The 26,683-nt window shown below is 72.6% G+C and carries 23 protein-coding genes and 5 tRNA genes; 13 read left to right on the forward strand and 15 right to left on the reverse strand.

The genetic code is table 11. The features are described from left to right. From DEI83_RS01895 to DEI83_RS01915, 5 genes are all read left to right on the forward strand, one after another. Nucleotides 1–1,257 (forward strand): sensor histidine kinase (locus DEI83_RS01895; RefSeq protein WP_111080132.1); only part of this gene is annotated, 1,257 nt, incomplete at its 5' end. After that, on the forward strand, nucleotides 1,254–1,916 hold the full coding sequence (locus DEI83_RS01900; RefSeq protein ID WP_111080133.1) for a response regulator transcription factor: 663 nt from the start codon (nucleotides 1,254–1,256) through the stop codon (nucleotides 1,914–1,916). The genes DEI83_RS01895 and DEI83_RS01900, both read left to right, overlap by 4 nt. A 114-nt stretch (nucleotides 1,917–2,030) precedes the next feature. Beyond that, nucleotides 2,031–2,624, forward strand: coding sequence for a molybdopterin-dependent oxidoreductase (locus tag DEI83_RS01905; RefSeq protein ID WP_111080134.1), 594 nt, complete (start codon nucleotides 2,031–2,033; stop codon nucleotides 2,622–2,624). Beyond that, complete coding sequence (locus DEI83_RS01910; protein ID WP_258371012.1) at nucleotides 2,621–3,436, forward strand: FAD-binding oxidoreductase; 816 nt, start codon at nucleotides 2,621–2,623, stop codon at nucleotides 3,434–3,436. The genes DEI83_RS01905 and DEI83_RS01910 overlap by 4 nt, the downstream gene beginning before the upstream one ends. Further along, entirely contained in the window at nucleotides 3,436–3,687 is a 252-nt protein-coding gene (locus DEI83_RS01915) for a DUF6510 family protein (protein ID WP_111080135.1), read from the forward strand. The genes DEI83_RS01910 and DEI83_RS01915 overlap by 1 nt, the downstream gene beginning before the upstream one ends. Before the next feature lie 90 nt (nucleotides 3,688–3,777). On the opposite strand, the gene DEI83_RS01920 is transcribed toward DEI83_RS01915, so the two are convergent. Next, nucleotides 3,778–3,849, reverse strand: a tRNA-Gly gene (locus tag DEI83_RS01920). Nucleotides 3,850–3,972: 123 nt separating this feature from the next. Here DEI83_RS01920 and DEI83_RS01925 point away from each other — a divergent pair. Together DEI83_RS01925 and DEI83_RS01930 are read left to right on the forward strand one after the other, a co-directional pair. Next, nucleotides 3,973–5,367, forward strand: coding sequence for a serine hydrolase (locus DEI83_RS01925; protein WP_258371013.1), 1,395 nt, complete (start codon nucleotides 3,973–3,975; stop codon nucleotides 5,365–5,367). Between the two features lie 125 nt (nucleotides 5,368–5,492). After that, nucleotides 5,493–6,983, forward strand: a complete 1,491-nt coding sequence (locus DEI83_RS01930) for a M20/M25/M40 family metallo-hydrolase (protein WP_258371014.1) — start codon at nucleotides 5,493–5,495, stop codon at nucleotides 6,981–6,983. Nucleotides 6,984–7,056: 73 nt separating this feature from the next. Here DEI83_RS01930 and DEI83_RS01935 read toward each other — a convergent pair. The 3 genes from DEI83_RS01935 to DEI83_RS01945 form a co-directional block, all read right to left on the reverse strand. Continuing rightward, nucleotides 7,057–7,131 (reverse strand) — tRNA-Val (locus tag DEI83_RS01935). A 23-nt stretch (nucleotides 7,132–7,154) separates the two neighbouring features. Next, nucleotides 7,155–7,228: transfer RNA gene (locus tag DEI83_RS01940), tRNA-Cys, on the reverse strand. Nucleotides 7,229–7,315: 87 nt separating this feature from the next. Continuing rightward, nucleotides 7,316–7,387: transfer RNA gene (locus DEI83_RS01945), tRNA-Gly, on the reverse strand. Between the two features lie 281 nt (nucleotides 7,388–7,668). Here DEI83_RS01945 and DEI83_RS01950 point away from each other — a divergent pair. From DEI83_RS01950 to DEI83_RS01970, 5 genes are all read left to right on the forward strand, one after another. After that, nucleotides 7,669–7,741, forward strand: a tRNA-Val gene (locus DEI83_RS01950). Nucleotides 7,742–7,839: 98 nt separating this feature from the next. Further along, nucleotides 7,840–9,375, forward strand: coding sequence for a DUF3375 family protein (locus DEI83_RS01955; protein WP_111080137.1), 1,536 nt, complete (start codon nucleotides 7,840–7,842; stop codon nucleotides 9,373–9,375). Next, on the forward strand, nucleotides 9,372–10,205 hold the full coding sequence (locus tag DEI83_RS01960) for a DUF4194 domain-containing protein (protein WP_181431031.1): 834 nt from the start codon (nucleotides 9,372–9,374) through the stop codon (nucleotides 10,203–10,205). The genes DEI83_RS01955 and DEI83_RS01960 overlap by 4 nt, the downstream gene beginning before the upstream one ends. Then, nucleotides 10,202–13,567 carry an ATP-binding protein gene (locus DEI83_RS01965; RefSeq protein ID WP_111080138.1) on the forward strand — a complete coding sequence of 1,122 codons (3,366 nt, stop codon included), beginning with the start codon at nucleotides 10,202–10,204 and terminating at the stop codon, nucleotides 13,565–13,567. Before DEI83_RS01960 ends, DEI83_RS01965 begins: the two co-directional genes overlap by 4 nt. Before the next feature lie 56 nt (nucleotides 13,568–13,623). Continuing rightward, nucleotides 13,624–13,962, forward strand: a complete 339-nt coding sequence (locus DEI83_RS01970) for a hypothetical protein (protein WP_146243208.1) — start codon at nucleotides 13,624–13,626, stop codon at nucleotides 13,960–13,962. 243 nt (nucleotides 13,963–14,205) lie between these two features. Here DEI83_RS01970 and DEI83_RS01975 read toward each other — a convergent pair whose 3' ends face one another. After that, nucleotides 14,206–15,669 carry a peptide MFS transporter gene (locus DEI83_RS01975; protein WP_111080140.1) on the reverse strand — a complete coding sequence of 488 codons (1,464 nt, stop codon included), beginning with the start codon at nucleotides 15,667–15,669 and terminating at the stop codon, nucleotides 14,206–14,208. Nucleotides 15,670–15,900: 231 nt separating this feature from the next. Here DEI83_RS01975 and DEI83_RS01980 point away from each other — a divergent pair, with 231 nt between their 5' ends. Then, the gene (locus DEI83_RS01980; RefSeq protein ID WP_111080141.1) at nucleotides 15,901–18,036 is read left to right on the forward strand and encodes an acyl-CoA dehydrogenase; all 2,136 of its coding nucleotides are present in this window, start codon (nucleotides 15,901–15,903) and stop codon (nucleotides 18,034–18,036) included. 96 nt (nucleotides 18,037–18,132) lie between these two features. On the opposite strand, the gene csrA is transcribed toward DEI83_RS01980, so the two are convergent. From csrA to DEI83_RS02030, 10 genes are read right to left on the reverse strand one after another with little or no spacing between them, the layout of a single operon-like run. Further along, nucleotides 18,133–18,384 carry a carbon storage regulator CsrA gene (gene csrA / locus DEI83_RS01985; protein ID WP_111080142.1) on the reverse strand — a complete coding sequence of 84 codons (252 nt, stop codon included), beginning with the start codon at nucleotides 18,382–18,384 and terminating at the stop codon, nucleotides 18,133–18,135. A gap of 60 nt (nucleotides 18,385–18,444) precedes the next feature. Next, entirely contained in the window at nucleotides 18,445–19,407 is a 963-nt protein-coding gene (locus DEI83_RS01990; protein ID WP_111080143.1) for a hypothetical protein, read from the reverse strand. Then, nucleotides 19,382–21,436: a flagellar biosynthesis protein FlhA gene (locus DEI83_RS01995; RefSeq protein WP_111080144.1), complete on the reverse strand. Its 2,055-nt coding sequence runs from the start codon at nucleotides 21,434–21,436 to the stop codon at nucleotides 19,382–19,384. The genes DEI83_RS01990 and DEI83_RS01995 overlap by 26 nt, the downstream gene beginning before the upstream one ends. Beyond that, nucleotides 21,433–22,626, reverse strand: coding sequence for a flagellar biosynthesis protein FlhB (locus tag DEI83_RS02000; RefSeq protein ID WP_111080145.1), 1,194 nt, complete (start codon nucleotides 22,624–22,626; stop codon nucleotides 21,433–21,435). Before DEI83_RS02000 ends, DEI83_RS01995 begins: the two co-directional genes overlap by 4 nt. A 4-nt stretch (nucleotides 22,627–22,630) precedes the next feature. Then, nucleotides 22,631–23,392 (reverse strand): flagellar biosynthetic protein FliR, encoded by a 762-nt coding sequence (locus DEI83_RS02005; RefSeq protein WP_111080146.1) that lies wholly within the window; start codon nucleotides 23,390–23,392, stop codon nucleotides 22,631–22,633. Beyond that, on the reverse strand, nucleotides 23,392–23,667 hold the full coding sequence (locus DEI83_RS02010; RefSeq protein ID WP_111080147.1) for a flagellar biosynthetic protein FliQ: 276 nt from the start codon (nucleotides 23,665–23,667) through the stop codon (nucleotides 23,392–23,394). The genes DEI83_RS02005 and DEI83_RS02010 overlap by 1 nt, the downstream gene beginning before the upstream one ends. Nucleotides 23,668–23,691: 24 nt before the next feature. Continuing rightward, nucleotides 23,692–24,519 (reverse strand): flagellar type III secretion system pore protein FliP, encoded by an 828-nt coding sequence (fliP, locus tag DEI83_RS02015; protein ID WP_111080148.1) that lies wholly within the window; start codon nucleotides 24,517–24,519, stop codon nucleotides 23,692–23,694. After that, nucleotides 24,516–25,082 (reverse strand): flagellar biosynthetic protein FliO, encoded by a 567-nt coding sequence (locus DEI83_RS02020; RefSeq protein ID WP_111080149.1) that lies wholly within the window; start codon nucleotides 25,080–25,082, stop codon nucleotides 24,516–24,518. The genes fliP and DEI83_RS02020 overlap by 4 nt, the downstream gene beginning before the upstream one ends. Nucleotides 25,083–25,087: 5 nt before the next feature. Beyond that, on the reverse strand, nucleotides 25,088–25,801 hold the full coding sequence (fliN, locus tag DEI83_RS02025) for a flagellar motor switch protein FliN (RefSeq protein WP_111080150.1): 714 nt from the start codon (nucleotides 25,799–25,801) through the stop codon (nucleotides 25,088–25,090). Then, the gene (locus DEI83_RS02030) at nucleotides 25,798–26,679 is read right to left on the reverse strand and encodes a flagellar motor switch protein FliM (RefSeq protein WP_111080399.1); all 882 of its coding nucleotides are present in this window, start codon (nucleotides 26,677–26,679) and stop codon (nucleotides 25,798–25,800) included. Before DEI83_RS02030 ends, fliN begins: the two co-directional genes overlap by 4 nt. Between the last annotated feature and the right edge of the window lie 4 nt (nucleotides 26,680–26,683).

The raw sequence follows: 26,683 nt of genomic DNA on the forward strand, positions 1-26,683 counted from the left end.
GACCCCGACCCCGACCCCGACACCAGGATCCGGATCCCCGGGACCCGGATCCGGGCCTCCTGGTCGGTGCTCGCCACCCGCGGGACGCTCGTCGTCGCAGCGGTCACCCTGCTCGCGGTCGGCGCCCCGGTGGCCGCGGTCGTGCACGACGTCCCGGTGCCCCTCGCGCTCCTCCTGCCGGCGGTGCTGAGCGCAACCCTGCTCGTCGCGCCGGTCCGACCCCGCACCGCCACCGCCGTGCACCTCGTCACGCTCGTCGGCCTCGGGCTCCTCGCCGCACCGGGCACCGTCGGGCCGTGGCCGCTGTCGGTCACGGCGATCATCGGCGTCGCGGTGCTCCTCGTCGTGCTCGGGCTGCGGACCGACTGGCTGACGACCTCGGTCGTCTGGGGTGCTGCGACCGTCCTCACCCTCGTGCTCGTGGCCGTCGTGCCCGCACGGTGGGACCAGACCGACGTCTGGGTGACGACCCTCGCGGTGTCGGCGGGCAGCTGGCTCGTCGTCGGTGCGGCCGCGGTCCTGCTCGGGCAGCGACGCGCAGTCGGAGTCGAGCTCCGGGCGGCCCGGCGGGACGCCGAGCAGCAGGCCGACGCACGTCGCACGGTCGAGGAGCGGGCGCGGATCGCCCGCGAGCTGCACGACGTCGTCGCGCACAGCATGTCCGTCGTGCACATGCAGGCGGAGTCCGCGCCGTACCGCGTGGCCGACCTGCCGGCGGCCGCGCGGGCGGAGTTCGCCACGATCGCCGCGACCTCGCGCACGGCGCTCCGCGAGATGCGACAGCTGCTCGGCACGCTCCGCGGGGACGAGGACGCCGAGCGCGCTCCGCAGCCCGGGCTCGGCGACCTCGACGCCCTCGTCGCCTCGACGCGGGCGGCCGGCCTGTCGGTCGTGCTCGACGTCGACCCCGGCACGGCCCCCGGCGACGGCATCGGTGACCGATCCGTCGACCCCGTCGCGCAGCTGACCGCCTACCGCGTCGTGCAGGAGGCGCTCGGCAACGTCGTCCGCCACGCCCCCGGCGCGGACACCGCCGTCACGGTCACCCGCCAGGGCAGCGTCCTGCGCGTCGCGGTGGTGAACGCGGCAGCGCCCGACGCTCCCCCGCCACCCGCCGACGACGGCGGCTACGGTCTCGCAGGCATGCGGTCCCGCGTCGCCGCCCTGGACGGCTCGCTCGACGCCGGGCCGACACCGGACGGCGGCTTCCGGGTCGTCGCCGCGCTGCCCCGCCGGCTGGACGGAGCCGACCGGTGACGCGGGTGCTCGTCGTCGACGACCAGGCGGTGTTCCGGCTCGGGCTCGTGGCGATCCTCGGGTCGCAGCCCGACCTCGAGGTCGTCGGCGAGGCCGGGGACGGGGCCGAGGCCGTCGCGCTCGGCGTCCGTCTCGAGCCCGACGTCGTGCTCATGGACGTCCGTATGCCGGTCCTCGACGGCATCGAGGCCACGCGGCGCATGACCGCGGCGCCGAACAGTCGTCCGGTGCGGGTGCTCATGCTCACCACGTTCGACATCGACGACTACGTGTTCGACGCGCTGCGGGCGGGCGCGAGCGGCTTCCTGCTCAAGGACGCCGGAGCCGAGGACCTCATCGCTGCCGTGCGCACGGTCGCCTCGGGGGACGCCCTCCTCGCGCCACGGGTGACCCGGCACCTGGTCGAGGCCTTCGTGGCCGGGCCCCGGCCCACCGGTGCGCCCGCCGAGGTGCTGGCGGCACTCACCGACCGGGAGCGGGACGTCTTCATGCTCATGGCCCGCGGCCGCTCGAACGGCGAGATCGGCCGCGAGCTGTACATCGCCGAGCAGACCGTCAAGACGCACGTCAGCCGGGTGTTGGCGAAGCTGCAGCTCCGCGACCGGGTGCACGCCGTCGTGCTGGCGTACGAGTCGGGGCTCGTCACCCCCACGGGCTGACGACACGGCTGCGGCACGGCGCCGCCGCGCGGCTGCTGACAACCGCGCCGCGGTGCGGCAGGATCGAGCCATCGGCAGGACGGACGCCGGGGACGACCAGGGAACGAGGACGCGATGGCCACCTTCACACGCGGGTTCGGCGGACGCCGCCGTGACGCCGACGACAGCCGGATCCCGCCCGGGCAGACCCTGGTGCAGGACTGGCCGGTCCTCTCGGCGGGCGCGACGCCGGAGATCGAGCCCTCCGAGTGGAGCTTCTCGATCCGCACCGAATCCGGCCTGCACTCGTGGACCTGGGACGAGGTCCGGGCGCTCGGGCTCGAGGACGTCACCGTCGACATCCACTGCGTGACGCACTGGACGAAGCTCGGGATGGGCTGGCGCGGTGTGCCCCTCGACAAGCTCTTCGCCGACGTCGAGACCTCGCTCGACTTCTGCATGGTGCACAGCTTCGGCGGCTACACCACGAACGTCCCCCTCGACGAACTGCTCGAGGGCCAAGCGTGGATCGCGTTCGAGGCGGACGGCGAACCCCTCACCCCGGAGCACGGTGGGCCGGCCCGGCTGCTCGTACCGCACCTGTACTTCTGGAAGAGCGCGAAGTGGGTCCGCGGCATCGTCATGCACGCCGAGGACGAGCCCGGCTTCTGGGAGAACGCCGGCTACAACATGCACGGCGACCCGTGGAAGGAAGAGCGGTACTGGTGACCCTGTCCACCGCCGACGACGCCGCCGTCCCGGGAGCCCGTCCCGCGCCCACTCCGCCGGCCCCGCAGCTCCGCCGCCCGGCCTGGCACCCCGCCACCGTCGCCGCGGTCTCCCCCGAGACCCCGAACGCCCGTCGCCTGGTGCTCGACGTCCCGACGTGGCCCGGCAACGACCCGGGCCAGCACCTCGACCTGCGGCTGACTGCCGAGGACGGCTACCAGGCCACCCGGTCGTACTCAATCGCGTCCTCCGGAGACGGCACGCGGCTCACGCTCGCCGTCGACCGGGTCGAGGACGGCGAGGTCTCGCCGTTCCTCGTCGACGCGGTCGAGGTCGGCGACGCCCTCGAGGTCCACGGCCCGCTCGGCGGCTGGTTCGTCTGGCACCCGGGGACCGACGACTCGCAGCGACCGGTCCAGCTCATCGCCGGCGGGTCCGGCATCGTCCCGCTGCTGCCGATGGTCACCGCCCACGCCGAAGCCGCCGACGCGAGCCCGTTCCGGCTGCTCTACGCCGTCCGCACCCCGGAGGACGTCTTCTTCCGCGCGGAGCTCGACGCCGCCGTGGCCGCGGCCGACCGTGCGCCCTTCACGCTCGACCTGGTCTACAGCCGCCGGGCACCGGAGGACGCGACGACCCCCGCCGGGCGGCTCACCCGCGAGCGACTGGCGGCGGCGGTGTCGCCCCCGGACGCCGGTGCCCTGGTGTACGTCTGCGGATCCACGCCCTTCGTGGAGCAGGTCCTGCGGTGGCTCGGGGAGCTCGGACACGACACCACCGGGGTGCGTGCGGAACGGTTCGGAGGCGCGTGATGACCATCGTCGACGGCAACGCCCTGGCCGGGGACCTCGTCGAGGTCCTCGGAATCGACGCCACGTCGGCGCGCCTGTGCTGTGCCGGCTGTGGGTCCACCGGTCTGCTCGCGCTGACGCGGGTGCACCGGACCGCGATGGGCAGCGTCGCCCGCTGCCGCGGTTGTGACACCGTGCTCGTGACCGTCGTCGACACCGGCGCCGAGCGGTGGGTCGGCCTGCCGGGCGCGCGAGCGGTCGCCGCGGTCTGACGACGGACGCGGACGAAGCGAGACGACAGAACCCCTCGGCCGATGGGCCGAGGGGTTCTGTCGTGCTGGTTCTGTCGTGCTGCTGTTCCGAGCGGATGACGAGATTCGAACTCGCGACCCTCACCTTGGCAAGGTGATGCGCTACCACTGCGCCACATCCGCATGCTGGACACCGGGGTGACCAACGTCGACCACTGTACCCGACCCGAGTGGTGATCCGGGCCTCCCGTCCGCATGTCGGGCGTGCCGGACGTCGCGGCGGACGCCCGGACTACGCTTGTACGGGTGACGACGACGTTCCGACGCACTTCCCCGTCCGCTCTCGGCATCGACGCTGCGGGCATCGACGCCTTCGTGTCCGCCCTCGGGTCGACCCCGGCGGTGGAGCCGCACAGCCTGATGGTGCTCCGGCACGGCGCGGTCGCCGCCGAGGGGTGGTGGGCGCCGTTCGCCCCGGAGCGGGTGCACCTGCTGTACTCGCTCAGCAAGAGCTTCACTGCTGCCGCCGTCGGGATCGCCGTCCGTGCCGGCCTCGTCGACCTCGACGCGACGGTCATCAGCCACTTCCCGGAGCTCGACGCCGAGGTCACCGACGAACGCACCCGTCGGATGCGGGTGCGGCACCTGCTCGCGATGGCGAGCGGGCACCGCGCCGAGACCATCGACCGCGCCGAGGCGACCGACCCGACGAACACCGTCCGGGGGTTCCTGCTCCTGCCGCCGGACGAGGAGCCCGGCAGCGTCTTCGCCTACAACCAGCCCTGCACGTACACCCTCGGTGAGATCGTCCGGCGGGTGAGCGGTGAGACGCTCCTCGACTTCCTGCGCCCGCGGCTCTTCGCCCCGCTCGGGATCGACGACTTCGCCTGGCTCCGGGACGACCGCGGTGCCGAGCTCGGGTACAGCGGCGGGTTCGCCAGGACGGAGGCGATCGCCGCGCTCGGGCAGCTGTACCTGCAGCGTGGCGTCCAGGACGGCGAGCGGATCCTCGACGAGGACTGGGTCGACCAGGCGACGAGCGCGCAGGTGCCGAACCCGGACGAGGTGAACCCGGACTGGTCCCGTGGCTACGGCTTCCAGTTCTGGATGGACCGGCACGGCTTCCGCGGCGACGGCGCCTACGGCCAGTTCTGCGTCGTGTTGCCCGAGCAGGACGTCGTGGTCGCGATGACCGGGCAGAGCACCGACATGCAGGCCGTCCTCGACGCGGTGTGGGCGCACCTGCTGCCGGCCGTCGACCGTCCCGGGTCCGTCGACGCCGACGACCGTCTGCGCGACCGGCTCGCCGCGCTCGCGTTGCCGCCGCTCGGCGGCGGTCCGGGGGACGGTCCGCTCGGCTCCCTCCCCGCAGCGCCGCCGTCGTCGCCGGTCCCGGTGGGCGGTGACTCCGGCCTGGAGGCGGTGCACCTGACCCAGGACGTGTCCGGTCGGTGGGTGCTCACCCTGGTCGACGCCTCGGGCGAGGTGACGGTGCCGGTCGGTGAGGGCGAGTGGCTCGTCGACGGTGCCACGGCCGCCAGTGGTGCCCGCTCCGGGGACCGGGTGGTGGTGGACGTGCGGTTCGTCGAGACCCCGCACCTGCTGCACGTGAGCGTCGACCTGGAGGACGGCACCGTCACGGCGGCGTGGCAGACGCAGCCCTTGCACGACGGGGTCGCGACCCTGCGCCGGCCGGACTGAGAGCCCACGCACCGCGCCGTCCCACTCGGCGTGCCGGGGCACCTGGTCCGCTCCCCCCGGGCGCACGATCCGGGTCACGCGGATCCCGGGAGGCGCCTGGTCGGTCCTTCCCTAGCGTCGGCCACGTGGAACACGAGACGGACACCGAGACCTACACCGACAGTGCGACGGACACCGACAGTCCGACGGACACCGACACGGGGGAGCGGACGAGCGCGGCGCCCGGGCCGACAGGGGTGGACGACGTCGCCGCGGGCCTCCGGGCGGCGCAGGACGAGATCGTCCAGCAGCTGTCGGACTGGGTGCGGATCCCGTCCGTGGCGTCGCAGCCGGAACGAGCGCTGGACGTGCAACGGTCCGCGCGGTGGCTCGCCGGGGCGATGCGGGCCGTCGGACTGCGCACCGAGGTGCTGGACGCCGGCGGGTCACCAGCCGTGTACGGCGAGTGGCTCGTCGATCCGGCGCTGCCGACGGTCCTCGTCTACAGCCACCACGACGTCCGGCACGCGAAGCCCGAGGAGTGGGTCGAGACCGCGCCGTTCTCCCCCGTCCTGCGCGACGGCCGGTTGTACGGCCGGGGTGCCTCGGACGCCAAGGGCCAGGTGGTCGCGCACCTCTGGGGATTGCGGGCGCACCTCGGCACGCGCGACGACGGGCGACCGGCCGTGAACCTGAAGTACCTGGTCGAGGGCGAGGAGGAGCTCGGATCGACGCACCTCGCGGCCCTGCTCGACTCGGACCCCGAGCGGTTCGCCTGCGACGTCGTGGTCTTCTCCGACACGCTGCAGTGGAAGTCGGGGAACCCAGCCGTGGTCACCTCGATGCGCGGGATGACCGGCGGCACCCTCACCGTCACCGGCCCGGCGCGGGACGTGCACAGCGGGGCGGCATCCGGTCCGGCCCCGAACCCGGTGCACGCCCTGGTCCGGGTGCTCGCGGCGATGCACGACACCGACGGTCGGATCACGATCCCGGGGTTCCTCGACGACGTCGACGAGCTCACGGAGGAGCGGCGGCAGGAGCTCCGCGACCTGGACTTCGACCCGGACGTCTGGGTGGAGCGCACCGAGACGACGAGCATCACCGGCGAGGTCGGCCACACGGTCGAGGAACGGCTCTGGGCGCGCCCGTCCATCGAGGTCCTCACCCTGCTCGCCGGCGACCCGACGGGGTTCCCGCGGGCCGTCATCCCGAGCCAGGCGACCGCGGAGCTGAGCATCCGGACCGTCCCGGGCCAGCACGTGTCCGCCGTGGCGGCGCAGCTCCGGGCGTTCGTCGCCGAGCAGATGCCCGACGGCGTCACCCATGAGCTCGAGATCCCCGAGGAGTCCGGTCAGGACCCGTACGTCACGCCGTCCGGACCGGCGCTCGACGCGCTCGTGCGGGCGATGGAACGGGGACACGGGACCGAGACGGCCGGGCGGATGGGCAACGCCGGCGGTGGCCCGGCGGAACTGATGGGCCGCGTGCTGGGAGCACCGGTGCTCTTCATCGGCACCGGGCTGCCCGAGGACCACTGGCACGCGAGCGACGAGAGCGTCTCGGTGCAGATGCTCCTCGACGGTGCCGCCTCGATCGCGTACCTGCTCGAGGAGCTCGGGGACGCGCTGCGCTGAGCGGCGGCGGGCGCCGTGGACGACGACGAAGGCCCCCGGTCGGTCCTGGTGGACCGGCCGGGGGCCTTCGATCTGGTGGGCGATACTGGGATCGAACCAGTGACCTCTTCCGTGTCAGGGAAGCGCGCTACCGCTGCGCCAATCGCCCAGATGAGTTCCGCCGGAGCGGACTGGAGGTGGGGACGGGATTCGAACCCGCGTGGACGGCTTTGCAGGCCGCTGCCTCGCCTCTCGGCCACCCCACCATCAAGGTCCACGTCTGGCGTGAGTACCCGATCGGTGGGACACCTCTTCTGGAGAGTTGCTGTCTTCCGGAGAAGACAGGCACCTCGAGCGGATGACGAGATTCGAACTCGCGACCCTCACCTTGGCAAGGTGATGCGCTACCACTGCGCCACATCCGCATGACGTGACCGGAGTCACATCGCTTTCGTCCGACCCGCTCTCGCGGCGACTCGTAAACTGTACCGATTCCCCGCCGTTTCTCCAAAACCGTTCTCGTTCACCGGGCGTGTCCCCCGCGTTCATGCGGATCGGCGGGGTCTGGACGGGCCCCGCGGCCGAAGCGGACGGCATCCCCATGTGCCTCGCGATCGGACCGAAGCAGCGCGACGCGCGCGACGACCCACACGTGTTCGGAGCACGGCCCGACATCCGCTACTATCGATCCGCACCCAAGTGCAGGGGGCGATTGGCGCAGTTGGTAGCGCGCTTCGTTCACACCGAAGAGGTCATCAGTTCGAGTCTGGTATCGCCCACGTGCCCATCACGGGCAAGCAAGACCACCCGAAGAGCCCGACGCAACCGCGTCGGGCTCTTCGCATCCCACGACCCGTACGACCGCAGCAAGGGCAGCATGACCGACGTCGACCTCGAGTTCGCCAGGGTCCGCCAGGTGCTCGACCGGCCGACGCTCCGACTGATGTCGCGTCCGACGAGCGCCGCCGTGGTCTCGGTCTTCCGCACGGTGTTCGACCGTGACGTGCAGTACGTCCCCGCCGACCGGATGCACCTGCAGGTCGAGGAACACGTCGCCCGCCTGCAGGCCACGGGCGCCCGGGTGCCCGCGGGTGACTCGCCCACCGGAGACGTCCCGGTGGGCGAGGCGCCACGTCCGAACGGCCGGTCGCTCTGCCGCGAGTGGGTGGCAGCGCAGTGGCTGGTGCGCTCGAACTCGCCGGACGGCGACGAGCAGTACAGCCTGACGAGCCACGCCCTCGAAGCCCTGAGCCTCATCGACGCGCTGTCCGCCGAACGGGCCCTCATCAGCGAGAGCCGCCTCGCGATGATCGTCGACGCCGTGCACCGCTGGGCCGCGCGCGCCGAGCCGGACCGGGACACCCAGGTCCGTCGGCTCGACGCGCAGATCGCGGAACTGCAGGCCGAGCGTGCGCGTCTGGCCAGCGGGGACGAGGTCGTCACCGTCGACGCCGACCGCATGCGGGACGGCTACGCGAACATCACCGACCTCATCCGGCAGTTGCCGAGCGACTTCAAGCGGGTCGAGGAGGCGGTCGCGACCATGCACCGCGAGATCGTCGAGGACTTCCGGCAGGAGGTGCGCCCGATCGGTGAGATCCTCGACGGCTACCTCGCCCGCACCGACAACCTCATGGAGTCGACACCGGAGGGCCGGGCCTTCCAGGGCGCGTTCGAACTCCTCCGCGACGACGCCCTGCTCCTCCGGCTCCGGGACGACATCACCACGATCCTCGAGCACCCCTTCGCCGGCTCTCTCAGCGCGTCCGAGCGACGGACCTTCCGCGGGACGGTCGGCATCCTGCGGCAGGGCATCGAGGACGTCCTCGCCCAGCGCCGGATGCTCACCGCAACGCTCCGTGACCAGATCGTGGCCCACGACGTCGTGCGGGACCGCGAGCTCGACGCCGTGCTCCGCTCGGTGAACCGCGGCCTGGCGGCGTGGATGGAGGTCGGTTCCGCCCGCGACCGCGTGCCGCTCGGACTCCTGCCACCGTCGGCGGCCGTCGGCACCCTGCGAGAGAAGTTCTACGACCCGGACGCCGAGTCCGTGCCACCGCCGATCGAGGAGCCGGACGACGACGTCTTCGAGGAGATCGACGTCGAGTCCCTCCGCCGGCACGGCGGGCCGCTCCTCGCCGAACTCCGGCACGTCCTGGCGGGCGGGTCGGCAGCGACGAGCGTGGACGCGTTCCACGAACTGCCCGCCGAGCAGCGCCGCCCCGTCGAGCTCTTCGGCCTGGCGCACCTGCTCACCGGGCACGACGACTTCGAATCGGGCACCGCCTCCGCGCCGCACCGCACGGTCCGACCCGACGGCGAACCCGTCACCTTCCAGATGCCGACCGCCGCGCTCCCCCGCGGCGGCGGCACGACCCACCCCGACGACGAGCCCGGCCAGGAGGCACGGTGAGCGACACGACGCCAGTACCCGTCCACGACGAGGTCGCGTTCGAGGACGCGTTCGGAGCCTCCGGCGTGTCCTCAGGGGGCCACGGCGAGGCGACCGTCGACGAGCCGGTGCGCGACGAGAGCACCTTCGCGCTGTTCGAGGGTGACGAGGGCCGACTCGACGAGCCGCAGCGCCGCGCCCTGGTCGCCCTCCTCCGGCACCCGTACGTGAGCGCGCGGACCCACGTGGACGAGTGGCGCGCGGTCCTCGACGCCGAGCACCAGCTCCGGTCCCGGCTCAACGACCTGTTCCTGGAGCTGCACGTCGACCGTGACCGCGAGGTGGCCTTCAAACGCCAGGCGCGCTCCGAGAGCACCCGGCGCGGGTTCCCGACCCTGCTCCGGGACGCCCCGTACACCCGCGAGGAGACGATCGTCCTCGTCTACCTGCGCATGCGCCTGCGGGCAGACGCCCGACCGGGCCCCGACCAGGTCGTCGTGGACCGGTCCGAGATCCTGGGACACGTGTCCGGCTTCCGGCCTGCGACCGCGACCGACCGCACGCGGGACGAGGCCCGGGTCGCCAAGGCGATCGAGCGCCTCGTCACGGCACGGGTGCTGCTGAAGACCAGCGACCCGGACCGCTTCCGGGTCGCGAGCGTCGTCGAGGTCCTGCTCCCGTTGGAGCGCCTCGTCGAGCTCGACACCTGGCTGCGGACCGCGGCCACCGGCGGCGGCGGTGAGCCGACGGACGGCGACGGGGCGGGCCTCCCGGCCACCTCGGACGCCGAGGACGGCGACGACACCGAGCCCGGGACAGCGGGCGACGACACCGAGGAGGACCGCGCGTGAGCACCGTCGACATCGACACCACGGGCATCCCCGCCCTGTTCGACACCGTCGCGCAGTGGCGCGCCGAGTCGATGCAGGTGGTCAACTGGGGTGGCTTCCAGGGGCATCGTCAGGTCGAGCTCTCCGGGACGGCGACCCTCATCTCCGGCGCGTCCGGGACGGGCAAGTCGACGTTGATGGACGCGTACCTCGCGGTGATGATGCCGTCCGACGTGCCGTTCAACGGCGCCTCGAACGACGCGACCACGGGCCGCGCGCGCAGCGCCGACCAACGCAACCTGCTCACATACCTGCGCGGCAAGGTCGACACCCGGCGCGATCCGGAGACCGGGGCGCTCAAGGACGTCACGCTCCGCGGCGACGAGCAGACGACCTGGGGCGCGGTCGCGGTCACCTTCCGGAACGACGACGAGCGGCGCTTCACCGTCCTCCGCGCCTACATCGTGCCGCGGCGTGCCCGGGGCGTGGCGGACATCCAGATGACCATGGCGACCGTCGACGACGTCTTCGACCTGCGCCGGCTCGAGGACTTCGTGCCGTCGCGGTTCGCGCACCTCGAGCTCACCGGTCGGATCCCGGGGCTCGTGATCCGCGACACCTACCAGGAGCTGGCGTACACGCTGCAGACCCGGCTGGGCATCGGCGACTCGGGTGGCGGCAACCGCGCGATGCGCCTGCTCGCCCGGATCCAGGCCGGACAGCACATGCCGACGGTCGACGCCCTCTACAAGTCGCTCGTGCTCGAGACCCCTGGCACGTACGAGGCGGCCGACCGTGCCCTCGCGCACTTCGCGGCCCTCGACGAGGCGTACGAGGCGATGGACACCGAGGAGCGCAAGGTCCGCATCCTCTCCCCCGTCACCGCGCTGCACGACGAGATCGAACGCTCCCGTGCCGCAGCAGCCGCGCTGGACGGCATCGCCACGGGCGCCGACGTCTCCCCGTTCGCGCACTGGACGGCGTCGCGGAAGCGGGAGCTGCTCGACCTCGAGGTCGAACGGAACACCCGGGAGCGCACCGCCACGCGCGCCGAGGTCGAGGCCGCGTCGGCCCGGCACGCCGCGGTGGAGGTCGAGCTCCGCGACGCCGAGGCCCGACTCCGCGACTCCGGCGGCAATGCGCTCGCCCAGCTCGAGGACCGCATCGACCGCGGGACCCGGGAGCGTGCCGCCGTCGCCCGCGCCCGCGAGGTCTTCGACGAGCGCACCGCACCCCTCGGCGAACCGTCGACGACCGAGGCCGAGTTCGCCGAGGCCCAGCGCGCGAGCCACGAGTTCCTCGGCACGTACGCGGCGCGCCGCGACGAACTCGACGGCCGCCGGGACGCCCTGACCCGCGAGGAGTACCCGCTCCTCGACCGTGAGCGGACCCTGCGCCAGGAGCGCCGGTCGCTCGAGCACCGCCAGGGCGCGATGCCGCTGCCGATGCACGAGGCCCGCGTCGCGATGGCCCAGGCCGCCGGTCTCGACCCCGCGGACGTGCCGTTCGTCGCCGAGCTGCTCGACGTCCTGCCGGCCGAGGAGCAGTGGCGCACGGCGATCGAGTCCGTGCTCGCGCCCGTGGCCCGGACGTTGCTCGTCGACGAGGACCGACTCGACGACTTCAGCGCCGCGATCGACTCGCTGCGCCTGCCGGTGCGGGTGCAGTTCGAGGGCGTCCCGATGGGCCCGCACCTCGACCTGCAGGGTGACAGCTCGATGGTGTCCGGCAAGCTCGCGATCAAGCCGTCGCCCTTCAGCACCTGGGTCCGGGAGCGCATCGAGTCCGACCGGATCGACGCCCGCTGCGTCAGCGACGCCACCGACCTCGGTGGTGGCGGTCGGCGCGTCACCGTCGCCGGGCAGCTCCGGGACGGCCGTCGCGGTGCGCACGGCGACCGCCGTCAGGCGAACGTCATCGGGTTCACGAACGAGTCCCGCGTCCGCTCCGTCGAGACCGAGCTCGCCGAGATCGCCGCGGACCTCACCGCCCTGGAGGCCCGCCGCACCGACATCGCGCAGGACCTGGCCGCCCTCGACGCGCTCCGCACGGCGCACCAGCACCGGGTCGACGTCACCTGGGACGCCGTCGACGTGGCGGGCGCCGACGCAGCGCTCGCCCGTCTCGAGGACGAACGGCAGGCACTGCTCGCCGCCGACGACGGGCTGCGGACGCTCCGCGAGTCCGTGGCACGCCTGCGCGCCGCCCTCGACGAGGCCGCCGACCGCCGCTCCGCCGCCCGCCTCGGCGTCAAGCGCCTGGAGGAACGACACGCGGTGCTCGTCGACGGCCAGGACGCCGCCGCCGAGATCCTCGAGCGGTTCGCTGACGCACCGGAACGCCTGCCCGACGAGCAGCAGGAGCGCCTGCTCGCCGAGGCGTTCGACGAGGTCGGGGCGCCCGACGGCGTGGACGGCTTCGACGACGCGACCAAGCGCCTCCGCCGGCGGCTCGAGGAGCGGCTGTCGCAGGCCCTCGACGGTGCAGCGACCGCTTCGGTGGCGCTGACCACGACGTTCGAGCGCTACCAGGACGCCTGGCCGGACCCGAACCTCGGCACCGGGGTGGCGTCGTACCCGGACTACCGGGCGATCCTCGACCAGATCGTCGCCACGGGCCTGCACGCTCGACGCAGTGAGTGGCGTCGACGGCTGTCGCAGTGGAGCGGTGAGGACCTCGTCCCGCTCTCCGGCGCGTTCGACCGCGCCGTCGTCGAGATCGAGGAGCGGCTCGAGCCGGTCAACGAGATCCTCCGCGACCTGCCGTTCGGTGCGAACCGCGACCGTCTGAAGATCGTCATCCGCCGCGTCACCCGCGAGGACGTCACACAGTTCCGCAAGGAGCTCCGCGCGCTGTCGGCGTCGGTGGACGCCGAGCTGACCGACGACGTGCTCGAGACGCGCTTCCGGCGGCTGCGGCGGTTCATGGCGGTCATCCGCCCCGATCCCGGAGCCCCGCGAGGCCGGACCACCCAGCGTGACGCCGTGCTGGACGTCCGCCGTCACATGGAGATCACCGCCGTGCGGTACGACGTCGAGGGCAACGACCTGGGGGTGTACTCGTCACTCGGGGACAAGTCCGGCGGTGAGACGCAGGAGCTCGTGGCGTTCATCGTCGGCGCCGCCCTGCGGTACCAGCTCGGCGACGAGACCCGTCCCCGGCCCCGGTTCGCGCCGGTGTTCCTCGACGAGGCGTTCATCAAGGCGGACTCGGAGTTCGCCGGCCGCGCGGTGACGGCCTGGCTGCGGCTCGGGTTCCAGCTCGTGGTGAGCGCACCGCTCGACAAGGTCACCGCACTCGAGCCGTCGATGGAGCGGCTGCTGTCGATGCGGAAGCACCCGGACACGGGGTACTCGTCGGTGACGGAGATCCGCCGGGTCTGAGGGAGTGGGGCCGGGCGACGGGGGCCGTTCCGGGCGGGCGACGGTAGGGTCGTCGCGTGTTCGGACGTCGTGAGCCCCGCCCCACTCCCCCTGACGCCACCGGGGCGTCGGACCTCCCCGTGCTCGGCATCGGTGCCGTCGTCCGGGTCGTGCCGTCGGTCCGGGGTGAGCAGTGGGCCGACGAGCCGATCGGTCTCGTCGTCGCGCCGGGCGGCGCCCAGCTGGCCGGGTACGCGGGCGCCGGTGTGCGGGTGGCCTGGGTGGTCGAGTTCGACGAGCCGGCGTACACGACGGACGGCCGCGGCCCGTTCGAGCGCGCGACCGTCCAGAGTCGTCAGTTGGTGCCGGTCCCGATGGAGCACGATCCCGCGTCGGTGGACGCCGGAGTGTCCTGACCGCCCGGTGCCGCCCGGAGGCCGGTGGCGTCCGGGGTCCGTCAGCGCCGAGGGCTCAGTACTCTTCCGAGCCGGCCTTCATCATGGCGGCGGCCGCCATGCAGGTGCCCACCCCACCGATGACGCCGATGCCGATGATGATGCCTGCGATGAGCTCGAGCATGGGGTGACTCCTCGTGATCCGGGGCCGGTGTGGCTGGGCCTGGGGTGGCCGGGTCCAGGGTAGCGGACGACGGGTGCCGGCTAGCGGATGCCGCGCATGAGGCGGAGCACCGGACGGGCGACGGCGAGCAGCACGACCCCGACCACGACGGCGGCGAGTCCGAGCACCGTGAAGTACGGCGCCTCGTCCTCCGGGTCGTAGAAGGCGGACAGCACACCGGTCATCGCGGTGCCGAGCGACACCGACAGGAAGAACAGCGCCACCATCTGCGTCTGGAACTTCGGTGGCGCGAGCTTGGTCGCCACGGACTGCCCGGTCGGCGAGAGCAGCAGCTCCGCGAGCGTGAACACCAGCAGGATGCCCACGAGCGCGATCACCGGGGTGCCGTTCTCGCCGGTGCCGGTGAACGGCAGGAAGAGCAGGAACGCGACGCCCATGATGCCGGTGCCGAGCGCGAACTTCGTCGGGGTGGACGGCTGGCGGTCCCCGAGCCGGGTCCAGAGCGCCGCGAAGACGCCGGAGAGCAGGATGATCATGATCGGGTTGATCGACTGCACCCACGACACCGGCATCTCGAACCCGAACAGGTCGCGGTCGAGGCGCTGGTCGGCGTAGACCGTGACGACGGTGAACTGCTGCTGGTACAGCGACCAGAACACCGCGCTGCCGACGAACAGCGGGATGAACGCGAACACGCGGGACCGCTCGTCCGGGGTCAGCCCGCTGCCGAGGATGACGACGAAGTAGCCGACCGTCGCGACGACCACCACGACGACGACCACGAGCGGGAGGGTCGAGACCGTCAGGAGGCCCGTGAGGACGGCGACCGCGACGACGGCGAGCCCGACGACCGCGAGCACCGCGACGAGCGGGTAGCGGGAGCGCGGCAGCGGGTTCGCGACGTGCTGCACGGCCTCGGGCAGGTTGCGCCGGCGGACGGCGTACTGCACGAGGCCGGCCGCCATCCCGACCGCGGCGAGGCCGAAGCCGAAGTGGAACCCGAGCGCCGACTGCAGCAGCCCGGTGAGGATCGGCCCGGCGAACGCGCCGAGGTTGACGCCCAGGTAGTACAGCGAGAAGCCGGCGTCCCGCCGCGGGTCCTCGGGGGCGTACAGCGACCCGACGATCGTCGTCGCCGTGGCCTTGAGTCCGCCCGAGCCGAGCGCGATGAGCACGAGGCCGACCCCGACCCCGGCGACCCCCGGGATGAGGGCCAGCGCGATGTGCCCGATCATGACCACGACCGCGCTGCCGAACAGGGTCCGGTCGGCCCCGATCAACCGGTCGGCGGTCCAGGCCCCGAGGATCGTGAAGAGGTACACCGAGCCGCCGTACGCGCCCATGATGCCCGTCGCGACACCCTCGTCGATGCCGAGCCCGCCGCGGGTGAGCGAGTAGTACATGTAGATGAGGACGATGCCCTGCATCCCGTAGAACGAGAAGCGCTCCCAGAGCTCGACGGCGAACGGTGTCGACAGCTCGAACGGTTGCCCGAAGAAGGTCCGTCCGGTGCGCTGCTGCTTCGGTCCGGTGGTGCTCGACATGTCAGCCAGTGTGACGCCCGTACCGGCGCGGCACACAATCGTCGCGCGGGTCGCACCGGAGGCGGGCGTCGGATGTTGGAGGGTTCCCACCATCGGAGGGAGGCGCCACCGGGTCGCGCTTGTGGTCCGGCACGGCTGTCATGCCTTCCGCAACACCGGTGCCTACGCTGGACCGGTCGGACCGACGTGGCAGTGACGCGGTCCGCGACCGTGCAGTTCAGGAGGCACCCGATGGTCGAGACCGCACCAGTCCGCAGCAGCAGCTCCACAGCCGGCACCGGCGTCCGCACCAGCACGGGCGGCGTCAGCGCTCCGAAGGCCGACGCCACCGGCGACACCGCGGCCGGGACGCCCACGGGCGGGACCGACACCGACGTCCGCATCGACGTCGACCTGCTCGCCGAGCACCTGCTCGGTCGTTGGGCGGAGGACCGCCGCACCTCGCGTCGCCTGGTCCGCGACCCGGCTCTGCACAAGATCGAGGGCCAGCCCCTCGCCGAACACCGGGCGCGCACGCTGGAGCAGCTCCGGCTCCTCGTCGACGCCGGGGCGATCCAGCGCCCGTACCCGCCGGAGTTCGGCGGTCAGGACAACCACGGCGGGAACCTCGCGGCGTTCGAGGAGCTCACCGTCGCCGATCCCTCGCTGCAGATCAAGGCCGGTGTGCAGTGGGGCCTGTTCGGTTCCGCGGTGCACCACCTCGGCACCGAGCGGAACCACCGGGAGTTCCTGCCCGGCATCACCGCCTTCGACGTGCCCGGCTGCTTCGCCATGACCGAGACCGGCCACGGCTCGGACGTCCAGAACATCGCCACGAGCGCGACCTACGACCCGGAGACGCAGGAGTTCGTCGTGCACACGCCGTTCCGCGGTGCGTGGAAGGACTACATCGGCAACGCGGCCCTGCACGGCAAGGCCGCCGTCGTGTTCGCGAAGCTCGTCACCCAGGGCGTCGACCACGGCGTGCACGCCTTCTACGTCCCACTCCGCGACGACACGGGCGCGTTCCTGCCCGGCGTCGGCGGCGAGGACGACGGCGTCAAGGGCGGCCTCAACGGCATCGACAACGGGCGGCTCTGGTTCGACCACGTCCGCGTGCCCCGCACGAACCTGCTCAACCGGTACGGCGACGTCGCCGAGGACGGCACGTACTCCTCGCCGATCGACTCCCCCGGACGTCGGTTCTTCACCATGCTCGGCACCCTCGTGCAGGGCCGCGTGTCCCTCGACGGCGCGGCGGTCGTGGCCCAGAAGATCGGCCTGCAGATCGCGCTGACGTACGCGATGGAGCGCCGCCAGTTCCCGACCGGTGACGGCCACGAGGGCGTCCTGCTCGACTACGGACGGCACCAGCGACGGCTCATCCCGCGCCTGGCCACCGTGTTCGCGCAGTCCTTCGCGCACGAGAAGCTCCTGCAGACGTTCGACGACGTGTTCAGCGGCCGACAGGACACCCCGGAGCGCCGCGAGGACCTCGAGACCCAGGCGGCGGCGTTCAAGGCGATGTCGACCTGGTCGGCGCTCGACACCCTGCAGGAGTGCCGGGAGGCGACCGGCGGCGCGGGGTTCCTCGCCGAGAACCGGATCACGGGCCTCCGGGCCGACCTCGACGTCTACGTGACCTTCGAGGGCGACAACACCGTGCTCCTCCAGCTCGTCGGCAAGCGTCTGCTCACCGACTTCCGCAAGGCCGCGCCGCGGGACGCTGCGTCGACGGCGAAGTTCGTCGCCGCCCAGGTCGGGTCGAAGTTGGCGGACGCGACGGGTCTGCGTCGTCTGGGCCAGACCGTCTCGGACCGCGGGTCGCTCGCAGCCTCGGTCGCGGACCTGCAGGACCCGGCGACGCAGCGCTCCCTGCTCGTCGGACGGGTCGAGACGATGGTCACCGAGATCGGCATGCGCCTGCGCACCGCCGGCAAGGACCGTGCCCGCGCCGCGGTGCTGCTCAACCGCTCGCAGCACGAGCTCATCGAGGCGTCGAAGGCGCACGCCGAGCTGATGCAGTGGGAGGCGTTCACCGAGGCGATCGACGACGTGCCGCCGGGCGACACCCGCACGGTGCTCGTCTGGCTCCGCGACCTGTTCGCACTCGGGCTCATCGAGGAGCACCTCGACTGGCACCTGCTGCACGGGCGGATCTCGGCGCAGCGCGCGCGTGCCGTCTCGGCGTACGTCGACCGCCTCGTCGCACGGCTCCGTCCGGTGGTCCCGCAGCTCGTCGCGTCCTTCGGCTACGAACCCGCCCACGTCCGCTCGCCCATCGCGAGCGGTGCGGAGCAGGCCCGGCAGGACGAGGCCCGCGCCTGGTACGAGGCCGAGCGCGCCGCCGGACGGCTGCCCGAGCAGGAGAAGAAGCCGCGCCCGTAGGCACCGCGCAGCGGCCGCGACCGTCCCCCGGTCGTCGCGTCCCGTCGCCCTGACGGGGCGCGACGAGCGTCGTGGGGCCGGGTGACGGGACCCGCGTCAGCCCGCGGCGGGCGGTCGCGAGGCGCCGAGCGCTGCGCGGAGCCGGGCCTCGGCGTCGTCGTCGGCCCCGGCGGCAGCGGCGACGTTCGCCTCGGCCACGGCTCGGACGACCTCTTCGCGCTGGATCTTCACACCGCGGGGAGCGTCGATGCCGATCCGCACGCCGTCACCGCGGGAGTCGAGCACCGTGATGACGATGTCGTCACCGATGAGGATCCGCTCGCCGACCTTGCGCGTGAGTACCAGCACCCGCCAAGCCTAGCGACTCCCCGCGGACGAGCGGGTCGACGCCCCGGTGTGGGTCGGTGGTCAGAGGGTCCGGACCGGCAGGCCGAGCAGGTGCACGGTGTCCGGGGTCGCGGTCTCCTCGGCGCCGATGGCGAGCACGCCGGCGAGCGGGACCGGTGTCTCGGCCACCGCGGCGAGCATCCGGACGGCGTCCTCGTGCTTCCGTCCGGCGTCGACGACGACCCAGACCTGGTCGGGTGCGAGGGAGGCCGTGGTCGCGACGTCCGTCCACGCGGCGACCGCGAGCAACGCCACGCCGTCGCGCACGGCGTCGGCGCGCGCGAGGATCCCGCTCCGTCGGTCGGACGCAGCCGTCGCCCGCAGGCCGTGCCGGGTGGCGAACACGCCGGCGGCGGCGTCGACGTCGGCGGCCCGGCCGACGAGGAGCACGAGGTCACCGTCGGCGGAACAGACCGCGGGCGCGGGTGTCCGGACGGGCGCAGGAGCCGGAGGAGCGGGCCGCTCGGGACGCATGTCGGCCCACGGGTCGGTCTCCGTGCCTCCCGGCCCGACGGACGCGACCGAGGTGGGCGACGCGACCGGCTCAGGCGACGTCGCCCCGGACGGGACGACCTGGAGGCCCGGCTCGGCCGGAGCGGGAAGGCCGGCGGTCCGGCGCGGCGGAGCCAGCCCGTCGGCCGCGAAGCCGTCGAGCACCGACGCGAACGCGTCGGCGCGGGTGGTGGCCGTCCCGTCGGTGTCGGCGATGCGCGCCTCGGCGGCCTCGGCGTCGGCGAGGAGTGCCGCGATCCCGATGCGCTTCGCCGGCGAGGCCGCGATCGCGACGCGGGCCGTGGGCGGGTCGAGCGGATCCGGGACCTCGATCGTCGCCTCGACGTGGGCCTTCCGGAACAGCCCGGCGACCCCGCCGGTGGTGACGCGTTCGGCGGCGACGATGCGAGCGCCGGGGCCGAACTCGGCGAGGACGGCGGCGCGGACCTCGTCGAGCGTGGCCCCGCTACGCTGCGATCGGATCGGCGGCACGGACCACTCCCACGGTCTCGATGGTGGACCCCGCTGCCGTGGCCTCCTGGTAGGAGAGCACGGGCAGCCCGTTCGCCTGCGCCGACACCATCCGGTGCACGGCCGGACGGAGCTGCGGGGCGCAGACGAGGACCGCGGACAGCCCCTGCTCCTCGACGGCCTGGACCGAGTCGCGCACGGAACCGAGGACCTGCTCGATGCGGTGCGCGTCGAGCAGGATCTGCGTGCCCTGCTCGGACGGACGGAGTCCCTCGAGCATCGCCTGCTCGAGGCCCGGGTCGATCATGATCACCCGGAGCACGGAGCCGTCGAGGTGTCGGGCGGCGAGGGCCGGACCGAGCGACGCCCGCGCGGCCTCGACGAGCCCCTCGGGGTCGGTGGAGACCTTCGCCCGGAGGGTCAGCGCCTCGCAGATGCGGCCGAGGTCGTTGATCGGCACGCGCTCGGCGAGGAGCCCCTGCAGCACACGCTGGAGTTCCGCCATCGAGAGCATGCCCGGCACGAGCTCCTCGACAGCGGCGGGGTTGACCTGCTTGACGCCCTCGGCCAGGACCTTGACGTCCTCGCGGGTGAGGAGCCGGGCGGCGTTGTCGCCGATCACGGCCTGCAGGTGGGTGACGAGCACGGACACGCGGTCGATCACGGTCGCACCGGTCATCTCGGCCGCGTGCCGGAGCTCGGCTGGCACCCACTTGCCCACCAGGCCGAAGACCGGCTCGACGGTGGGGTCACCGGGCAGGCCGTCGAGCTGCTCGCCGAGGGCCAGGACGCTCCGCGCGGGGGCGGTGCCACGCCCGGCCTCGACCCCGGCGATGCGGATGGCGTAGGTCGACGGCGGCAGGTCGATGCTGTCCCGGGTGCGGACCGGCGGGACGACGATGCCCATGTCGACGGCGATCTTCCGCCGCAGCGCCCGGACCCGCCCGAGCAGGTCGTCCGACGCACCGGAGACCATGTCGACGAGGTCGGGGGCCAGGAGGATCTCGAGGGCGTGCACGCGCATCTGTTCGAGGAGGTCCTCCGGGGTGTCGCTCGGCGGGGCGGCCGCGGCGATGGCCTGTTGCTCGGCGGCTGCGGCGGCGGCCTTCTTCGCGTTCTGACCGATCCGCCAGCCGGTGAACAGCAGCGTGCCACCCACGAGCAGGAACGGCAGGATCGGCATGCCCGGGATGAGCCCCATCGCGATGGCGGCGACCCCGGCGATCATGAGGGCGACCCTGGACTGCGAGAGCTGGTCGGCGGCCGAGGTGCCCATCTCGGTCTCGGCACCGGAGCGGGTGACGATCATGCCGGTCGAGACGGCCATGAGCAGCGCCGGGATCTGGGTGACGAGCCCGTCGCCGATCGTGAGGATGCCGTAGTGGGACAGCGCCTCGGTGACGCCCATGCCGTTCTGCAGCATGCCGATCGCGATGCCGCCGATGAGGTTGATGACGATGATGAGGATGCCGGCGATGGCGTCGCCCTTGACGAACTTCGAGGCGCCGTCCATCGCGCCGTAGAAGTCGGCCTCGGCGGAGACGGCCGCGCGGCGCTCCTTCGCCTCGGCGTCCGTGATGAGCCCGGCGTTGAGGTCGGCGTCGATCGCCATCTGCTTGCCGGGCATCGCGTCGAGGGTGAAGCGCGCTCCGACCTCGGCGACGCGCTCGGCGCCCTTCGTGACCACCACGAACTGGATGACGATGAGGATGAGGAAGACCACCGAGCCGATGATGATCGAGCCCGAGACCGCGACGTGCCCGAATGCCTGGATGACCTCGCCCGCGAAGCCCTCGCCGAGGACGAGCCGGGTGGACGCGACGTTGAGGCCGAGCCGGAACAGCGTCGCGACGAGCAGCAGCGACGGGAACACCGAGAAGTCGAGCGGCTTCTTGACGAACAGTGTCGTGAGCAGGATGACGAGCGCCAGCAGGATGTTGCAGATGATGAGGAAGTCCAGCAGGAACGACGGCACCGGCAGGATGAGCAGCAGGATGATGCCGACGACGAACACCGGCACGGCGAGCTTCGGCAGGTCGGAGCGCTTCATGCGGGGACCCCTTCTGGTTCGGTCTGGACGCCGCGCGGGGTTCGGAGCTTCCGGGGGCGGACGTCGCCGGTGAGCGTCGTCGGGTCGAGGACGGTGGCGACCTCGTCCGGGGTGGTCGGACGGGGCGGGGTGTGCGTGCCGCTCGCCGCGCCGTGGGCGGCGAGGGTCATGACGAACGACAGGACGCGGGCCACCGGCGTGTAGAGGTCGACCGGGATCTCCTGACCGAGCTCGCACGCCGCGTGCAGTGCCCGGGTGAGCGGGACGTCGCGCACCATCGGCACGCGCTCCTCCTCGGCCCTCTGCCGGATCGCGTCCGCCACCGGGCCGGCCCCCTTCGCGACGACCCGCGGCGCGGACTTGCCGGCCTCGTACTTGATCGCCACGGCGTAGTGCGTCGGGTTCGTCATGACGACGTCGGCGGTCCCGATGGCGGCGATCATCCGGTTGCGGCTGCCGGCGAGCTGCCGGGAGCGGCGCTGGGACTTCACGAGCGGGTCGCCCTCGGCCTGCTTGTTCTCGTCCTTGACCTCACGCTTGGTCATCATGGTGCGCTTGCGGTTCCGGCGGATCACGACGAACACGTCGAGGGCGGCGAGCACGAGGCCGGCGGCGACGGCGGCCTGCAGGAGGGTGCCCGCGCCGGCGCCGGCTGCCTCGAGGACGCTGGTGAGCGGCAGGGACCCGCTCGACATGAGCACGGGGACGAGGCCCTGCACGGCGAACCACAGCACGAGTCCGACGACCGCGGTCTTCAGGAGCGCCTTGACCCCGTTCCAGAGCGCCTGCGTGCCGAACACCCGCTTGAGGCCCGCGACCGGGTCGAAGTGGTCGGGCTCCGGCGTGAGCTTCTTGATGTGCACGCCACCCTGCGCGACGGAGGTGGCGAGCACCGCCACCGCGACGACCCCGAGCATCGGGCCCAGTGTCGTGCCGATCGAGGCGAGGGCGTCGTCGAACACGTGCCGCATGGTCCCGATCGAAGGGTCCGCGATGACGAGCGCGACGGCGTGCATCTGCTGCTGTCCGGCGGCCGAGGCGTGACCGATCAGGGACGGGAACATGAGCGCCGCGACGGCGATGCCGATCCAGGCGCTGAGGTCCTGCGACCGCCCGAGCTGTCCCTTGCGGTGGACCTCGCGCATCCGCTTCGACGTCGCTTGTTCGGAACGTTCTCCGCTGTCCGACACGTCGTCACCCCCTGCCCGTGATGGCTTGCACCGCGTCGCCGGTGAGGGACGACACGACGCTCGGCAGCGCCATGAAGAGCGCGCCCGCGAACAGGACGGTGAGGCCGATCTTGATCGGGAAGCCCATCTGGAAGGCGTTGAGGGCCGGGGCGACGCGGGTGAGGAGCCCGAGGCCGACGTCGGCGAGGAACAGCACCACGACGAGCGGCCCGGCGATCTGGAGCGCGGCGAGGAACATCTGTCCGAAGGCCGCGACGAGCATCGGGGCGACGCCGTCGATCGGGAAGCGTCCGTCGACGAGCGGCACCCCGTCGAAGGACCGCACGAGCCCGCCGATGATGAGCTGGTACCCGCCGGAGGCGAACAGCAGGGCGAGGGACGCCATCTGGAACAGACGGGTGAACTGCGCGCCGTTCACCTGGGACTGCGGGTCGAACGCCTGCGCGAGGGTGAAGCCGCCGAACAGGTCGATGAGCGCACCGGCGGACTGCACCGCGGCGAAGACCAGGTAGACCATGAACCCGAGGACGAGGCCGACGAGCAGCTGCGTCACGAGGGCGACGAGGAAGGTCGCGGTGTCGAGCTGCTCGTAGCCGGCGGTCACCCTGGGGGCCACGCCGATCGCGAGCCCCAGGCCGAGGATGACCTTCACGACGCCGGGGAACGCGCGGTACGAGAACGGCGGTGCGACGACGAAGAACGCGACGAGCCGGACGCCGGCGAGCATCGTGCCCTCGAGCCGGGCCGCGTCGAACAGCAGCTCCATCAGCCGCTCCCGAGCAGCTTCGGGATCATGTCGAACGCCACGTGCGTGAACGCGACCATCTCGGAGATCATCCAGTTGCCGCAGACGACGAGGGCGACGGCGACCGCCAGGGCCTTCGGCACGAACGAGAGCGTGACCTCCTGCATCTGCGTCACCGACTGGAACAGCGAGATCGCGAAGCCGACGACGAGCGAGGTGACGAGCACGGGCGCGGCGAGCTTGCCGGCGACGAGGAGCGCCTGGAGGGTGAGGTCGATGACCGCCTGCTGGTTCACGAGTGCCCCCCGGGCCGGACGGCGTCAGACAACGTGGTAGCTCTCGATGAGCGACGTGATGATGAGACCCCATCCGTCGACGAGGACGAACAGCAGGATCTTGAACGGCAGCGAGATCATCACCGGCGGGAGCATCATCATGCCCATCGACATGAGGGCCGCCGAGACCACGAGGTCGATGACGAGGAACGGGATGAAGATGACGAACCCGATGATGAACGCGCTGCGGAGCTCGGAGATGATGAACGCCGGGATGACGGTGGTCATCGGCACGTCGGCCATCCGCGCGGGGTTGTCACGACCGGCCGCGCGGGTGATGAGGGCGACGTCCTCGTCACGGGTCTGGTGCAGCATGAAGGTCCGGAGCGGTGCCGTCCCGGCGTCGACGGCCTGCTGGAAGTCGATCTTGCCGGCCAGGTAGGGCTGCAGGGCGTCGTCGTTGACGTGCCCGATCACCGGCGCCATCACGAAGAGCGACAGGAAGAGCGCGAGTCCGGCGATCACCTGGTTCGGCGGGATCGACTGCAGGCCGAGCGCGTTCCGGGTCATGGCGAGGACGACGAAGATCTTCGTGAACGACGTCATCATGAGCAGCAGCGCCGGGGCGACGCTGAGCAGCGTGATGCCGATGAGCGTGACGACGGCGGACGACGGCGTGCCGTCGGGCCCGTTCACGTCGACGCTGAAGCCGCCCGTGGACGGGGTCGCGGGGGCGGTCGGCACAGCGGGCGCGGTGGGTTGGACGACGCCGGCGGCGGAGGCGCCGGTGGTCGTGAGCATGAGGAAGCCGGCGACCATCGTCAACCCGAGGAGGACGAACAGCACGATCCTGCCCGTGCGGGCCGCGCTCACCCGGTCCGCCGCGAGCGGAGGACCGACGCCGCCTGGCGCCAGGTGTCCGCGGAGAGGATCGAGCCCTGCAACTGCGCGGCGGTCGGGACGACCCGCTTGTCCCCCGTCACCGTGCGGTGGGCACGGCGACCGCGGGGCCGGAGCGGCAGTGGGTCGGAGCCCGGCCGGCCGGTGTCGGCCGGGGTCGCGGCGACGACCGGGAGGCCCGGTGCGGCCTGGTCCTGCCGGTCGAGTTCGGCACGGAACGCGTCCGCCGTCGGGAGCGCGACCGGACCCGTCACGAGCGTGAGCTCCGGCGCGGGCGCCTGCCCGCTCGTCAGGAGTGTGACGCCCTGTTCGGCGACCCCGAGGACGAGTCGCTCGCCGTCGACGTCGACCACGACGACGCTCGCCTTGCCGCCGATGCCCTGCCGGGCGACCACCTCGACCGACGCCGAACGACGCCCGCGTGCGCGCCCCGCGCCGAACTGCCCCTTCTGCATGCGTCGGTGCAGCACCCACATGAGGGCGAGCACGACGCCGAGGGAGAGCGCGACGCGGAGCGCGATGACGAGCGTGTCCACCGGGGTCAGACCGTCTCGGCGACGTCGAGGATCTTCGTGATGCGGACGGCGTAGTCCTGGTCGACGACGACGACCTCGCCGTGCGCGATGAGGCGTCCGTTGAGCAGGACGTCGGCGGGGGCCCCGGCGGAGCGGTCGAGTTCGACGACCGCGCCGGGCTCCATGCCGAGCACGTCGCGGACGGACATCCGGGTGCGGCCGATCTCGACGGTCAGGGTCATCTCGACGCTGTTGATCCGGCCGAGGTTGCCGGCGGGCAGGCTCGGCGCGGCGCTGACCGGTTCGGCGACCGTGCCGTTCTCGCGGATCCGGACCGCGACCCACCCGGCGGGGGCCCCGGCGCCGGTGAGCGCGAAGACGACGGTCTCCGGGTCGGCGACGAGCGCCGCCGCGGACTCGCGTCGGCCCTCGCCGAGCACCCCGGCGCCGAACGGGGCGACCGCGGCCTCGAGCGACGGGCGGAGCACGTCGGCGACCGAGACGAGTCCCGAGTCGACCCCGCCCGCGGCGGTGATGCCGGCCAGGTCGACGAGGACCACGGCCAGGTCGGCGGACACACCGCCGACGAACGAGGCGACCACGGCGTCGGCCGCGCGCGCCTGCAGGTCGGGGGTCGGGCCTCCCGGCTGCGCGGACGCGATGAGCGGGACGGGGGTGGGCAGCGCGCTGGCGAGCGCCTCGGCGGCGGTCGTGTGCAGCGTGGAGGTGACGGCGGTCATGCGGACGGCTCCGATGCGGTGGTGGTGACGACGACGCCCGCGAGTCGCGAGCCGTTCGCGCCGACGGCGGCGGTGCCGACGGGTTCACCGTCGACGGAGATGGTGAGCGGGCGGTGCTGGGGGTGCGGCAGCGGCAGGACGTCCCCGACGGCGAGGCCGAGGACCTGGGCCGGCAGGACGGTCGCGGGCGCGAAGCGGAGCGAGACGCCGACCGGCACCGCGGCGAGCTGCGCGTCGATGAGGGCCTTCGCGTCGGCGGTCGAGACGTCGGCCGGACGGTCCACGAGCTGGGGCAGGACGGCCTCGGCCGGCAGGGCCAGCGTGCCGTCGGCGATGCGCTCCCCGACCCGGATCTCGAAGGACGCGACGATCATCAGGTCGGACTTCTGTGCGGCCTGGGCGAACTGGCTGTTGAACTGGAAGGCTCCGGCGGAGATCGCCCGGTCGAGCAGCCCGCCGAGCGAGTAACGGAGGTCGTCGAGGGCGTCCTCGACCAGGCGGCGCACGAGGGCCTGCTCGATCGGGGTGAAGGTGCGCTCGGGCGTCGGCAGCGGCTTCGAGGCACCGAGCGAGTGCGACACCCACGTCAGTGCGGCGTCGAGCGGCACCTGCAGGACGCCCTTCGCGGGCACGCCCTCGATCGGCAGCAGCACCATGCCGGTGAGCGCCGGCAGCGAGGCGGCGTACTCGTCGTAGGTCATCATCGCGACCTGCTCGCACGTGACCTGGCTGAGGACGCGGACCTTCGCGGTCAGCTGCGTGCCCCACTGGCGTGCGAACGTCTCGAAGGCGAGTTCGAGGACCCTGGCGTGCTCACGCGCGAGCGTCGACGGGCGCGCGAAGTCGTACACCTCGGGCGCGGTCAGGGTCTCGGTCACGAAG

Origin of the sequence: Curtobacterium sp. MCBD17_021 (assembly GCF_003234525.1) — a bacterium.
Classification (GTDB): Bacteria; Actinomycetota; Actinomycetes; order Actinomycetales; family Microbacteriaceae; genus Curtobacterium.